General features: G+C 69.3%; 14 protein-coding genes. 9 read left to right on the top strand and 5 right to left on the bottom strand.

Annotation, left to right across the window (positions count from 1 at the left end; translation table 11 throughout):
* Nucleotides 1-37 precede the first annotated feature (37 nt).
* Nucleotides 38-700 (bottom strand): helix-turn-helix domain-containing protein, encoded by a 663-nt coding sequence (locus Q0916_RS05225; protein ID WP_299235325.1) that lies wholly within the window; start codon nucleotides 698-700, stop codon nucleotides 38-40.
* A 105-nt stretch (nucleotides 701-805) separates the two neighbouring features.
* On the opposite strand from Q0916_RS05225, the gene nirK reads away from it, so the two are divergent.
* The 7 genes from nirK (at nucleotide 806) to Q0916_RS05260 (ending at nucleotide 8,331) form a co-directional block, all read left to right on the top strand.
* Nucleotides 806-1,906: a copper-containing nitrite reductase gene (gene nirK / locus Q0916_RS05230; protein WP_299235327.1), complete on the top strand. Its 1,101-nt coding sequence runs from the start codon at nucleotides 806-808 to the stop codon at nucleotides 1,904-1,906.
* A gap of 88 nt (nucleotides 1,907-1,994) precedes the next feature.
* Nucleotides 1,995-2,399 carry a MoaD/ThiS family protein gene (locus Q0916_RS05235; RefSeq protein WP_299235330.1) on the top strand — a complete coding sequence of 135 codons (405 nt, stop codon included), beginning with the start codon at nucleotides 1,995-1,997 and terminating at the stop codon, nucleotides 2,397-2,399.
* A gap of 61 nt (nucleotides 2,400-2,460) precedes the next feature.
* Nucleotides 2,461-3,264, top strand: a complete 804-nt coding sequence (truA, locus tag Q0916_RS05240) for a tRNA pseudouridine(38-40) synthase TruA (RefSeq protein WP_299235333.1) — start codon at nucleotides 2,461-2,463, stop codon at nucleotides 3,262-3,264.
* 42 nt (nucleotides 3,265-3,306) lie between these two features.
* Nucleotides 3,307-5,097, top strand: coding sequence for an oligoendopeptidase F (gene pepF, locus Q0916_RS05245; RefSeq protein ID WP_299235336.1), 1,791 nt, complete (start codon nucleotides 3,307-3,309; stop codon nucleotides 5,095-5,097).
* A gap of 119 nt (nucleotides 5,098-5,216) precedes the next feature.
* Nucleotides 5,217-6,434, top strand: a complete 1,218-nt coding sequence (pan2, locus tag Q0916_RS05250) for a proteasome-activating nucleotidase Pan2 (RefSeq protein ID WP_299235339.1) — start codon at nucleotides 5,217-5,219, stop codon at nucleotides 6,432-6,434.
* A 92-nt stretch (nucleotides 6,435-6,526) separates the two neighbouring features.
* On the top strand, nucleotides 6,527-7,720 hold the full coding sequence (locus tag Q0916_RS05255) for a lactate 2-monooxygenase (RefSeq protein ID WP_299235342.1): 1,194 nt from the start codon (nucleotides 6,527-6,529) through the stop codon (nucleotides 7,718-7,720).
* Between the two features lie 173 nt (nucleotides 7,721-7,893).
* Complete coding sequence (locus Q0916_RS05260) at nucleotides 7,894-8,331, top strand: hypothetical protein (protein ID WP_299235345.1); 438 nt, start codon at nucleotides 7,894-7,896, stop codon at nucleotides 8,329-8,331.
* Here the strand turns inward: Q0916_RS05260 and Q0916_RS05265 are convergent.
* Complete coding sequence (locus Q0916_RS05265; RefSeq protein WP_299235348.1) at nucleotides 8,328-8,504, bottom strand: hypothetical protein; 177 nt, start codon at nucleotides 8,502-8,504, stop codon at nucleotides 8,328-8,330. The genes Q0916_RS05260 and Q0916_RS05265 overlap by 4 nt on opposite strands.
* Before the next feature lie 82 nt (nucleotides 8,505-8,586).
* The gene (locus Q0916_RS05270; RefSeq protein ID WP_299235351.1) at nucleotides 8,587-9,516 is read right to left on the bottom strand and encodes a branched-chain amino acid transaminase; all 930 of its coding nucleotides are present in this window, start codon (nucleotides 9,514-9,516) and stop codon (nucleotides 8,587-8,589) included.
* 103 nt (nucleotides 9,517-9,619) lie between these two features.
* On the opposite strand from Q0916_RS05270, the gene Q0916_RS05275 reads away from it, so the two are divergent.
* Nucleotides 9,620-10,294, top strand: a complete 675-nt coding sequence (locus Q0916_RS05275) for a methyltransferase domain-containing protein (protein ID WP_299235354.1) — start codon at nucleotides 9,620-9,622, stop codon at nucleotides 10,292-10,294.
* Here Q0916_RS05275 and Q0916_RS05280 read toward each other — a convergent pair.
* Together Q0916_RS05280 and Q0916_RS05285 are read right to left on the bottom strand one after the other, a co-directional pair.
* Nucleotides 10,291-10,812 (bottom strand): type IV pilin, encoded by a 522-nt coding sequence (locus tag Q0916_RS05280; RefSeq protein ID WP_299235357.1) that lies wholly within the window; start codon nucleotides 10,810-10,812, stop codon nucleotides 10,291-10,293. The genes Q0916_RS05275 and Q0916_RS05280 overlap by 4 nt on opposite strands.
* Before the next feature lie 64 nt (nucleotides 10,813-10,876).
* Nucleotides 10,877-12,091 carry a DUF7096 domain-containing protein gene (locus Q0916_RS05285; RefSeq protein ID WP_299235361.1) on the bottom strand — a complete coding sequence of 405 codons (1,215 nt, stop codon included), beginning with the start codon at nucleotides 12,089-12,091 and terminating at the stop codon, nucleotides 10,877-10,879.
* A 162-nt stretch (nucleotides 12,092-12,253) separates the two neighbouring features.
* Between Q0916_RS05285 and Q0916_RS05290 the strand changes: the two genes are divergently transcribed.
* Nucleotides 12,254-13,447 carry a helix-turn-helix transcriptional regulator gene (locus Q0916_RS05290; protein ID WP_299235363.1) on the top strand — a complete coding sequence of 398 codons (1,194 nt, stop codon included), beginning with the start codon at nucleotides 12,254-12,256 and terminating at the stop codon, nucleotides 13,445-13,447.
* The last annotated feature ends 78 nt before the right edge of the window (nucleotides 13,448-13,525 follow it).

Here is a 13,525-nt window from a genome sequence, read left to right on the forward strand (position 1 = left end):
TCGACCGCCCCGACCGGCCGTCACAAACCGATCGGTCTCACCCGGCCGGGTCGCCCCCGAGGTCGATCCCCGGCAGCAGTTCGTGGACGAACTCCTTGATGAGGACCTCCTCGGCGCGGTGCAGCGTCTCGCTGCAGGTCGACTTCGCAAGCCCAAGCTCGTCGGCGAGGTCCGTCAGCGTACACCGCCGGGGCGTGTCGTAGTGCCCCTCCGAGACCGCGAGGTCCAACAGTTCCCGCTGGCGATCGGTCAGCAGCTCCTCGGGGTCGATCCGCTCGCGGACGTACTCGAGTTCGAACCCGATCCCCATCGCCGAGAGCTGTTCGCCGAACTCCGAGAGGCGCTCGCGCGCCCCGGAGACGTCGACCGTCGCGGTCCCGTCCCGTATCTCGACCGGCATCTCGACCGGCATCCCCGCGCGCTTCGCCGCGAGCAGTATCATCGGCCGGTTCGTCTCGATTTGGACCGTCGCCCCCGAGTCGGTCCGCTGGACGACCGAGACGTGCTCGATCGACCCGTGTGCGCGTATCTCCCCGAGCACCGACTCCAGCGAGTCCGACCGTATCCGGACCAACCCGACGCCGCGGCCCTCCTCCGGCAGCGCCGTCAGCACCTCGAACACCGCGCCGGGGTGCTCTCTCGAGACGTCCGCGACCCACGGCCCGTCCGGAAGCTCCACCCGGAGTCTGGCTTGTGGCATACCCGCCTTCGCGTCCTCGACGCACAACTGCGTGTCGGCTCTCTCGAACATGTTCGACACAACGCCCTGGGTCGTAGCCCTCCCAGGTTTACCCGTAGAAGACAGATGATCCCGAACGCATCCACCACGGCGGGTCGGCGCTCGTTTCTGAAAGCCACGGCAGCGGGCGGGACGGCGCTTCTGGCGGGCTGTATCGGCGGGGACACAGAGGAGCCGGGCGACGGCGCAACGGCGTCCGCACAGCCACAACAGGACGAGGGGCTCGACGCGGCGAAGTCCCTCGACACCGACCGGATCGCGGCCGATCCCCGGGACGTCCCCGACCCGGTCGATTGGGACGAGCCGCGACACCACGAGATCGAGATGACGACCACCGAGGAGACCGCCGAGATCGAACCCGGCGTCACGTTCGATTACATGACCTTCGAGGGACGGGTCCCCGGACCGATGGTCCGGGTCCGCCGCGGCGACACGATCGAGTTCACGCTCACGAACGAGAGCGACAACTCGATGCCGCACAACATGGACTTCCATGCGACATACGGTCCGGGCGGCGGCGCGGAGGACTCGACGGTCGATCCGGGCGAGTCCAACAGCTTCGAGTTCCGGGCGACGTACCCCGGCGTGTTCGTCTATCACTGCGCGGTCCCGAACATGGACTATCACATCAGTTCGGGGATGTTCGGCGCGATCCTCGTCGAGCCCGAGGCGGGGCTGCCGGAGGTCGACCGGGAGCTGTACTTCGGGCAACACGAACTGTACACGAACGGCACCGCCGGCGAGGAGGGCCACCACGCCTTCGATTTCGACGCCATGCGAAGCGAAGAGCCGACGTACGTCTGTCTCAACGGCGAGGCCTACGCGTTCACCGGCGACGGCCGCGGGCCGGTGACCGTCGACAAAAACGACCGCGTCCGGATCTTCCACGCCAACGGCGGACCGAACCTGACGAGTTCGTGGCACGCGATCGGGAACGTCTGGGAGACGTTCTACCGCGACGGCGACCTCGTTTCGGCGCCCGACCGCTACGTCGAGACGGCCCCGGTCGTCCCGGGGTCGGTCGCCGCCGCGGAGATCGACACCCCGGTCCCCGGGCCGATCAAACTCGTCGATCACGCGCTCTCGCGGGTCGCCCGCAAGGGGCTGTTGGCCGTCGTCGACGTCGAGGGCGAGGCGGAGCCGGACGTCTTCGATCCCGACCCCTGAGCGCCGCGGGACCGTCCGCCGGCCGCCCCCGGCGGAAACGAACATGTTCGTCACAAGCCGCTTTTCGCCCCTCGTCGTTCGATCGGACATGAGCCACAACCGAACCGCCGACGCGTCCGCGGCCGCTCCGGCGCGCACGACCGTCGACGTCCGGTGTACCGGCCACGTCAGAACCGAGGTCGGCGAGCACGCCCTCGCGTACACCTTCGAGGGCACGACGCTGCGGGCGTTTCTCGGGTCGTTCTTCGATGAGTACGACGTCGCCGACCTGCTGATCGCGGAGACCGAGGCCGAGGCGACCACGAACGGCTGGGCGCCGACCGACGGCGACCCGCCCGGCGCGTGGGCGAAAAACCCCGAGGGCGAGCAGACGCGGGCCTTCGCCCGCGTCGCGATCAACGGCCGGTTCAACGAGCACCTCGAGGGCCTCGACACCGAACTCGACGAGGGCGACCGCGTCGCGCTGATGTACCCCTTCCTGTTCTGCTGTTGAGCGGCCCTTCGGCCTCGGGGCACCCCAACGGACAAGCCGGCGGGCCGCCTGTCGCCGGGTGATGCGCGCCTTCCGGCTCGCGTACGACGGGACGGACTACCGGGGGTTCCAGCGGCAGCCACACGGCAACACCGTCGAGAACGAGCTCTTCGACGCCCTGCGCGCGCTCGGTGTCGACTTCGTCGAGGGGTCACCCGCCGGGTACGCCGCGGCCGGGCGCACGGACGCCGGCGTCTCGGCGCGCGCACAGACGGTCGCGTTCGAGGCTCCCGAGTGGCTCGCCCCGCGGGCGCTCAACGGCGAACTCCCCGCACCCGTGCGGGTCTGGGCGTCCGCCGCTGTCCCCGGGTCGTTTCACGCGACGCACGACGCCGAAGCGCGGGCCTACCGGTACTTTCTGCACCGTGCGGGCGACGACGAGGCGGCCGAAACGGCGGCGGCGACGCTCTCGGGCCGACACGACTTCCACAACTTCACGCCCGACGCCGAGGGGACCGTGCGCGAGCTCTCGGTGTCGATCCGGCGCGAGGACGCCTTCCTCGTCGTCGATTGCCGCGCCGGGGGGTTCTCCCGGGAGCTCGTCCGCCGGATCGTCTCGGCGCTCGCGGCCGTCTCGACCGGCGAGCGCTCCCCCGAGTTCCTCGAGCGCGCGCTCTCCTCCGAGCCCCTCTCTGGCCCCGAGGGGATCGCCCCGGCCGCCCCCGAACCGCTCGTACTCGTCGACGTCGAGTACCCGGCCGCCGAGTTCGCCGTCGACGACCGGGCGCTCGCGTCCGCCCGGGAGGTCTTCGAGAGCCGCCGCCGTCGCCGGCTCGCCGGGGCCCGGGTCGCCGCGGAGCTGTCGGCCGACCGCCCCCGGCGGTGACGCGACGACGGCTTTAGGATCTCCCTGCCCGTACCCGTTCGCATGAGCTCAGTGCCCGAGCGAAGCGAGATCGACGACGCCTACACCTGGGACCTGACGGACCTCTTCGCCGACGACGAGGCGTGGGAGGCGGCCTACGAGGAGACGGACGCGAAACTCGAGGAGCTGTCGGCGTACGAGGGCCGCGTCACCGAGAGCGCGGCCACGCTCGAGGACGTCCTCGAACTCAGGGAGTCGATCATGCGGTCGGTCTCGAACGTCACCGCCTACGCCCGGATGCGGAAGGACGAGGACACGACCGACCAGACGTACCAGGCGCTCACCGCGCGCGCCGGATCGCTCGCCGCCGACGCCTCCAGCGCGGCGAGCTACATCGACCCGGAGATCCAGGAACTCGACCGCGAGGCCGTCGGGGAGCTGATCGACGAGAACCCCGCCCTCGAGCGGTACGAGCACTACTTCGACGACACGCTCCGGATGAAGCCCCACACCCGGTCGGCGGAGATCGAGGCGCTGCTCGCCGATCTGAGCGAGGTGACCGGCGCGGCCGGCGACGTCTATAACATGCTGACGAACGCCGACATGGAGTTCCCGACCGTCGAGGGCCCCGAGGGCGGCGAGCGACGGATCACGCTGTCGAACTTCACCACGCTCCAGAAACACCCCGACCGGGCGTTCAGACGGCGGGTGTACGAGGCGTTCTACGACGAGTGGGCGGCGTACCGAAACAGCGTCGGAACGGCGTACAAAAACAGCGTCAAAGCCGACGAGAAACTCGCGGCGGCGAGACGCTACGACTCCGCCCGTGAGGGCTCTCTCGACGGGCCGAACGTCCCCGTTTCGGTGTACGACACGCTCGTCGAAACCGTCGAATCGAACCTCGACGTGCTGCACCGACACGCCGAACTGAAACGCGACGCCCTCGGGGTCGACGAACTCCGCATGTGGGACCTCTACGCGCCGATCGCCGACGGCGAGAGCCCCGAAATCGAGTACGAGCGGGCGAAAGAACACGTCGTCGACGCCGTCGAACCGCTCGGCGAGCCCTACCGCGACCGGATGGCCGAGGGCCTCGAATCGCGGTGGGTCGACGTCTACGAGACGGCGAACAAGCAGTCGGGGGCCTACAGCGGCGGCACCTACGACAGCCAGCCGTACATCCTGATGAACTACCAGGATGACATCGCCTCGATGTACACGCTGGCCCACGAGCTCGGCCACTCGATGCACTCCGAGCTGACGAGCGACGAGCAGCCCTACGTCTACTCCGGGTACGAGATCTTCGTCGCCGAGGTCGCCTCGACGGTCAACGAGGCGCTCTTGACGCGGCACCTCCTCGAGACCGTCGCCGACGAGCGGGTCCGCCGACACGTCCTCGACGAGTACCTCGAGCGGTTCCGCTCGACGCTGTTCCGACAGACGATGTTCGCCGACTTCGAGCACCGCGCCCACGAACTCGAACGCGAGGGCGAGGCGCTGACGCCGGACCGACTGGACGAGCTGTACCGCGAGCGCAAGGCCGACTACTACGAGCCCGCCGCGCTCGACGACCGCATCGCCCGCGAGTGGATGCGGATCCCGCACTTCTACCGGGCGTACTACGTCTACCAGTACGCGACGGGCATCAGCGCGGCGAACGCCATCGTCGACCGCATCGCGACCGAGGGCGAGCCCGCAGCGGCGGACTACCGCGAGTTCCTCCGCTCGGGCTCCCGGGAGTACCCCTTGGAACTGCTCGAAACCGCCGGGATCGACATGTCGAGCGCCGCCCCCGTCGAGTCGGCCATCGGGACCTACGAGGAGATGGTCTCGGAGTTCGAATCCCTCCTCTGAGGGCCGTTTCGCCGTTCGACCGGCGGACGAAATCCTGCCGCACTCGGCGCCTTTCGTCGGATCGCAAACATCACCCCCATCCAAAGGGACTTTTATTCTCCGACACGTATCTATGGATCATGTCGCACAGTCCTTCGCTCCCGGACCGACCAACGCTCAACCTCGACCCCGACATGTCTACCGAGGAGCGGTTGGCCGCCCTCCGGAAGCACTTCATCGACGTCTCGCGGGTCCACGACGAGCTCACGACGCAACTCGACACCGCGCGCAACCGCCAATCCGAGCTCCGCGAGGAGGTGACCGATCTCCAGGAGGAAAACGAGGCGCTGAAGACGTCCTCGCTGTACCTGGCGACCGTCGAGGAACTGACCGACGACCAGGTGCTTCTCAAACAGCACGGCAACAACCAGGAGGTCCTCACCGACGTCTCCCCGCGGCTGTACGACCGACTCGAGGCGGGCGATCGCGTGGCGATCAACGACTCCTTTGCGATCCAGACCGTCCTCGACACGGAGACCGACGCCCGGGCACAGGCGATGGAGATCTCGGCCGACCCCGACGTGCGGTACGACGACATCGGCGGGCTCGAGTCACAGATACAGGAGGTCAGAGAGGCCGTCGAGGACCCCCTGACGAACCCCCAGAAGTTCGAGGAGGTCGGCATCGATCCGCCGACCGGCGTGCTGTTGCACGGTCCGCCGGGGACGGGCAAGACGATGCTGGCGAAGGCCGTCGCCAACCAGACCGACGCGACGTTCATCAAGATGGCCGGCTCGGAGCTGGTCCAGAAGTTCATCGGCGAGGGCGCACGCCTGGTTCGGGACCTCTTCGAGATGGCCGCCGAGCGCGAACCCGCTATCATCTTCATCGACGAGATCGACGCGATCGCGGCCAAGCGCACCGAATCGAAGACCTCCGGCGACGCCGAGGTCCAACGCACCATGATGCAGCTCCTCTCGGAGATGGACGGCTTCGATCACCGCGGCGACATCTCGATCATCGCGGCGACGAACCGCTTCGACATGCTCGATCGGGCCATCCTCCGCCCCGGCCGCTTCGATCGCCTCATCGAGGTGCCCGAACCCGACGCCGAGGGCCGCGAGCAGATCCTCCGGATCCACACCCGCGGCATGCAGCTCGCCCCGGACATCGACCTCGGCGCGATCGCCGACGAGAGCGAGGGCTTCTCGGGGGCCGAACTCGAGAGCCTCGCAACGGAGGCCGGGATGTTCGCCATCCGAGACGGCCGCACCGACGTCTCCCGCGGGGACTTCGAGGACGCCCTTGAGAAGGTCTCACAGGACGATCCGACGGGTATGCCGATCGCCTTCTACTGACGCCGTCCGCGTTCGCTCTCTTGGAACCAGCCCGACACCGCGTGAACCTCCGACAGCGTGACACTTAGAACGCGCTCGCTCGTAGCCGTCGCATGAACGACACAGACGACGCCGAACCGGGGTTCGGCAACAAGCGCGTTCGTGAGATATACCGCGACGGCATGTACGACGGCGAGACGCCGCCGTACCCGATCGCCTACGAGGAGATCCGCGAGGCCGCCTGGGAGAACATGGACGAGGCGGCCCGGGCGTACGTCCACGGCGGCTCGGGGACCGAGGAGACCTTCGAGCGGAACCGGGACTTCTCGGCGTACCGGATCGTCCCGCGGATGCTCCGCGGCGTCGCCGAGCGGGACCTCTCCGTCGAGCTGCTCGGCAACGTCCATCGGTTCCCGCTCATGATCACGCCGCTCGGCGTCCAGTCGCTGCTACACGAGGAGGCCGAGTTGGCGACTGCGCGCGCGTGCTCGGCGCTCGACGTCCCGTTCACGCTGAGCTCGCTGTCCTCGACGCCGATGGAGGACGTCGCCGAGGCGCTCGGCGACACGACGAAGTGGTTCCAGTTCTACTGGAGCTCCGACCGGACGGTCGCAAAGAGCTTCCTCGACCGCGCCGAAACCGCCGGCTACGACGCGATCGTCCTCACCGTCGACGCGCCGACGCTCGGGTGGCGCGACCGGCTGCTGGAGCGCGGGTACTACCCCTTCCTCGAGGGCGAGGGCGTGGCCAACTACTTCTCGGATCCGGCCTTCCGGGAGTCGCTTGAGGCCACCCCCGAGGCGGACCCGGAGGCGGCCGTCGATCGGTTCCTCGAGATCTTCGGCGACGAGTCGCTGAGCTGGGCGGACATGGCGTTTCTGCGCGAGAACACGGACCTACCGATCGTGCTCAAGGGCGTCCTCCACCCCGAGGACGCGCGGCTGGCGCTCGAACACGGCGCCGACGCGGTCCAGGTGTCGACCCACGGCGGCCGGCAGGTCGACGGCTCGATAAGCGCGATCGAGGCGCTCCCGGGCGTGGTCGATGCGGTCGGCTCGGAGGCGCCCGTCCTCTTCGACAGCGGCGTCCGGCGCGGATCGGACGCGTTCAAAGCCCTCGCGCTCGGGGCCGACACGGTCATGCTGGGTCGCCCCTTCGCCTACGGCCTGGCGATGGACGGCCAGGACGGCGTCGAGTGGGTCCTCGAGAACACTATCTCCGAGCTGGATCTCACGATGGGGCTGGCCGGATACGACGACGCCGCGTCGATCGACCGCAGCGCGCTCACCCACGAGCGGGAGCTCTGATCGGCCCGACCGCAGCCCCCGGTTCCGCTCGATCCCCGATTCCGGGTCTGAAGCCGACCTCATCCGACCCGCTTCGATCCGACCCGCCCTGACTTCGGTCGGTGTCGGCTCTATGCCGAGGCTGAGGCCGACAGCCGGAAAGGGTATCAGCGCCCCCGCCCCTCTACTCTGTGATGGGCGCGTTCAGTCTCTACGTTCGACTCTCGGACGACGCGGTACTCGACGCCGAGGACGTCCTCGCTTCTCACGTCGACGCACACGACTCGGTCAGCTACGAGCGGGCCGACATCGACGACGACCGGAACGACCCCGGCGTCTCCGAGACGGGCCTCGACATCGGCGATATCGAGGCGTTCGCGTCGGTCTTCGCCGACCTGAAAGACACCGAGGCCGTCGAGGGGATCAGCCTCTGGGGGCCCGGGTCCGAGCGCTACCCGGTCGAAGTGTACCACTACGCGCTTCGGAACCTCTCGGACCCGGATCGCTATCAGTTCCACGCGATCGACGACCGCGTGACGCTTCTGATCTGCGATACGCCCGCCGCCCTCAGGCAGGCCAAAGACGAGATCGGCCCCGCGGGCCTCGTCGAGGGCGGGGAGGCGAAGTTCTAACCCTGGCCACCGTCCCGGCCGCGGCCCGACGGCGCAAAGTACTCGCTCGCGCTCCCCTCGCCGGTTAGCTCTCCGATCTCCGAGGCGCCGCACTCGCGGCACGCGACCGGCGCTTCCACCTCGGCGACGACCGTCTCACACCGCTCGCACGCGAAGTATCGCAGTCCGAGCACGCTCAACGTTCGCGCCGACGACACGAAACCGTTTCCCTCCCGGTTCGGGGCCCGCGCCGCTTTCTTTCGTCCACCGAACCGCTCAGACCTCGGTGAACCACTCGCTGTACCCGCCGAGACGCCCCTCGATGAGATCGAAGAACTGCTGTTGGAGCTCCTCGGTGATCGGGCCGCGCGTCCCGTTGCCGATCTCGGTGTCGTCGACGCTTCTGATCGGCGTGACCTCCGCCGCGGTCCCGGTGAAAAACAGCTCGTCGGCGGTGTAGAGCTGCCCCCGTCCGATCGACGCCTCCTCGTTGACCGTGTACCCGAGATCCCGGGCGAGCTCGATGACCGTATCGCGGGTGATCCCGTCGAGGATGGACTCGGAGACGCCGGTCGTGAACAGCTCGCCGTCGTTGATCATGAAGATGTTCTCGCCGGGGCCTTCGGCGACCTTACCCTCCTTGTTGAGGACGATGGCCTCGACGTAGCCGTTGCGGCGCGCCTCCTCGCCGGCCAGCATGGAGTTGAGATACGGCCCGGTCGCTTTCACGTTGGTCGGGATCTGACTCGAGGCGTGTTTCCGCCACGAGGAGACCATGACGTCGACGCCGTTCTCGATCGCGTCCTCGCCGAGGTACGCCCCCCACGGCCAGCAGGCGACCATCGTCTTCGAGGGGCAGTCCTTCGGGGACACCCCAAGCGAGTCGTAGCCGTAGTACACCAGCGGACGGATGTAACACGAGCGCAGGTCCTGTTCGCGGATCAACGTCAGCGTCGCGTCGGTGATCTCCTCGCGGGTGTGCCCGATGTCGTGATCGAGCACCTTCGCGGAGTCGAACAGCCGCTCGACGTGTTCGTCCCACCGGAACAGCGCCGGACCGCTCTCGGTGTCGTAACACCGCGCGCCCTCGAAGACCCCGGTTCCGTAGTGCAGCGAGTGCGTCAGGACGTGGGTCTGTGCGTCGTCCCAATCGACGAACTCGCCGTCCATCCAGATGGTGTCGACGTCCATCTCCTCGAAAGACATGGTTCGACTGTGGAGGCGCCCCGTAATGAGTGTTGACGGTTTCGCCGCCGCTCGGCTCCGGAAAACCGGGGAGTTATGCCCCGATAGCCCCAACGAAACGCCGATGGGAGTGCTCGAAGACAAGGCCCGCGCGCGCCTGTTCTACAGATACCTCTCGCGGGTCTACGACCGGATCAACCCGTTCATCTGGAACGAGGAGATGCGCGACGAGGCCCTCGAGTGGTTCGGTATCGAGGCGGGCGACCGCGTCCTTGACGTCGGCTGCGGCACCGGCTTTGCGACCGAGGGGCTGTTGGGCTACACCGACGACGTCTGGGGCCTCGACCAGTCGGCACACCAACTCGAGCGGGCGTTCTCGAAGTTCGGCAAGCGCGGGCGGGTGAGTTTTCACCGCGGCGACGCCGAGCGGCTCCCCTTCGCCGACGACGCCTTCGACGCCTACTGGTCGTCGGGTTCGATCGAGTACTGGCCCGACCCCGTCGCGGCGCTCCGGGAGGCCCGCCGCGTCACGAAGCCCGGCGGGCCGGTCCTCGTCGTCGGCCCGGACTACCCCGAAACGACGCTTTTCGGCGCGCTCGCCGACGCGATCATGCTGTTTTACGACGAGAGCGAGGCCGACCGGATGTTCGCCGAGGCGGGCTTCGAGGAGTTCGAACACCGGATCCAGCAGCGCGCCCCCGGAACGCCCCGGGCGATCACCACGCTCGCCCGCGTCCCGGCGGACACTCCGACCGGGGCGGAGACGGCCGAACGGACGGCGCCGACCGGATCGGATTAGACGGTCGTCTCGACCGCCGCGACGCTCCGGCCGGCGACCGACACGCGGACGCTGACCGTCTCCCCCGACCGCACCGCCGGATCGTTCGTCCCCGCGATCCGGAACGACGCCGCCTCGCCGGCGCTCCACTCGCCGGTCGTTGCGCTGTTGAACGCGCCGGTCGGGGCGCTCCCAAACCCCCGCGCCGAGAAGAACGGCACCGGGGGCTGCCGTTCGAGCGGTTTGCCGCCGATCCGGACGTACAGCCCGACTTCCGCCGGATCGAGGCTGTTGCCGCCACGGTGGACGAGCGTCACCTCGCCGGAGGGGTCGGCCGTAACCGAGAACGACGCGCCCGTCCCCGTTCCTGTCCCCGCCCCCGCCACCGGAGACCCCTCCGTTCCGGCCGTCGGGCCGATCGGGGCCACGCCGCCCGCCCCGCCGCCGAGGACGGACGCGGCCAGAACGCTCGCGAGCACGGCCGTTACCGCCACGAGACAGACGACGCCGACGACCGGGGAGACCCCACGCTCGGCCATGCGTTCGTTCGCCGCGTCATGGTATAAAAACGATCGGCGGATCGCCCCCTCCCCGTCCGCCCGGTCAGTCGAACCGGGTCTCGAGCGTCACCGACCCGCCCTCGTGGGTCGCGTTTATCTCCGTCGGGCCGCGGGGGGCGACCGTCCACAACCGGTCCGCGCCCGTGGTGCCGATCGTCTCGCCGTCGAGTGCGACCGTCCCGTCGACGCGCTCGCCGGTCGCCGGGTCGAGGAGTTCGACGCCGAGCGGACCGCCGGCGCGGGTCGTCTCGACGACGAGACGGAGGCCCTCGCCCCGCCGCGTGACCGTCGTCGTCGGCATCGCCCCGGGATCCAACCGCTGTTGCTCGTAGAGCACGTTCCTCGAGCCGCTGTCGAGGAACGTCCCCAGTTGGCCGTGGGGGTGCTCGGCCCGGAGTTGGTACAGCCGGACCTGCGCCGGGCCGATCGCGTCGATCGCCCCGAAGCTCCGGATCGCCCACGGGTAGAGTTCGCTGAACCGATCGAGCGCCGGCGAGGGGTTACCGCCGTACTGGTCGGTGACGTCGGCCCGCTTCGCCGTCGGGTCGTGGGCCGCCCGGAGGTACCGGCCGCTTGCCGGATCGACCGTCGCCACCGCGATACCGTCGCCCGTCGTCTCGACGTGGAACCGCGAACTCGAGGCGCCCCCGATCGCGCCGCTTAGCTCCGCTCTGGTCGGCCCGCTCATCGGAACGAGCCGGACCCGCTCGGTCGCCGCCCGCTCGGCGATCCCGTCGGCGCCGACGTCGTCGGCGCGCTCCTCGAGCCACACCAGCGCCTCGTCGGTCGCCTCCGCCTCGCGGTGCGTCGTCGCGAGCGTCCGAAGCAGCCCGTCGGCACCCCGCTGCCCGCCGTTGAACTCGCGTATCGCCGTCCGCTCGTTCGCTTCGAGCGCGTCGACGCGGGTCGAAAGCCGCTCGATCCCGTCCTCAAGGACGGCGGTCCGCTCGGCGTCGGTCTCGGCGTTCTCGTACTGTCGCTGGAGCGTCTCCAGGGCGTACACGCTGCGGAGTTCGCCCGCCTCGGCCTCGATCGCCCCGGAGACGTCGATGCCCGCCGTCTCGCTTTCGCTTCGGTCGATCGACTCCGGCCGCGGGGAGAGATAGCCCGAACTGTTCTCGACGGGGCGGACGGTCATCGATCGGTCGACGCCGCCGTCGGTCTGCTCGGCGCCGTCGGCGGCGCCCGAGACGGCCACGCCACCGATCGCCGCGAGACAGAGGAGGAACGCGGCGGCGAACGCGGGGAACCGGTTCATACCGCGGGTGTCGTCCCCGACGAACAAAAACCCGACCGTCCCGACCGGCGACAGACGGGCGGGCGAGGACGGCCGAGAGCGGCCGAGACCGTTCACGGAGCGCGGAGACGTTTTATCCCCGGATGGAAAGCGTTTTGCGGTGGGGCTGTCGATGCACAACCCATGCGGTACCGGGTCCCCCTCCTGCTGTGTGCCCTCCTCGTGTGCCTCGTGGCGGTCGGTCCTCCCCCGGCCGCCGCCCAGCCGCAGGCCGGCGAGACGCACCTCGACGCACAGCTCCTCGAGAACGGCGACGCGCGATGGAACGTCACGGTCGCGATCGCGATCGAGGAGGGCGAGCGGGCGGACTTCGAGGCGTTCGCCGAGCGCTTCGAGGCCGGCGAGGAACGCCTCGGGTTCGGGGTCGAGGCCTTCGAGCGGGCGGCCGCCGAATCGGCCGCGGCCAGCGGGCGCGACATGGAGATACGGTCGGTCCGCCGCGAGGCGGAGATCGTCGAACCCTCCGATGAGGGGGCGGCCGACGCCGTCGGAGTGCTCCGGGTCAGGTTCCGGTGGGCCTCGTTCGCCCGCGTCGAGGAGGACGGGACCCTGATCGTCGACGACACGTTCAACACGTCCGAGGGAACGTGGCTTCCGGGCCTCACCGCCGATCAGTCCCTGACGATCAGGGCTCCGCCCGGCTACGCCGGCCCGACGACCTCCCCGATCGGGGCGGACGGCGGTGACCTCCGCTGGGAGGGCCCCGAGACGTTCGAACCCGGATACTTCACCATCGTGTACCCGCCCGGGACGACCGCTCCGGGCACGAACGTCACCCTGCCGACCGTCCTCGTCGCCGGCGCGTTGGTGTTGAGCGGCTCGGCGCTGGTCCTCGGGTTGTACCTGCTCGCCGCCCGCCGGCGCACGGACGATGACGGCGACGCGCCGGCGGCCGGCACAGCCGGCGAGGGACGCTCTGACGCCGATCTCGATCCCGGCGCCGACCCTGGCTCTGCCCCCGACGCCGACCGCGGTTCCGACCCCGATCTCGACGCCGACGCCGTCGGCGACACGCGACGCTCGGGGGCGGACGCCTCCGCCGCCGACCCGCCGCCCGAGGAGGCCGACGCCGAACCGGACCTCGAACTCCTCTCGGACGAGGAGCGAGTCGAGTACCTCCTAGAGCGGAACGGCGGCCGGATGAAGCAGGCGACCATCGTCAAGGAGACCGGCTGGTCGAACGCGAAGGTCTCACAGCTGCTTTCGGCGATGGACGACAACGACCGGGTCGACAAACTCCGGATCGGTAGGGAGAACCTCATCAGCCTCCCCGGCGAGGGCGTCGGCGACATCGATCCCGGCTCCGACGACGCCTGACCGGCCGACCGGACGCCGCCGACAACCCGCCCGACCGAGCCCGCGAACGTACGATACGGAAACGTTTAATCACGAACG

The organism is Natronomonas sp., from assembly GCF_028274965.1.
Lineage (GTDB): Archaea > Halobacteriota > Halobacteria > Halobacteriales > Haloarculaceae > Natronomonas.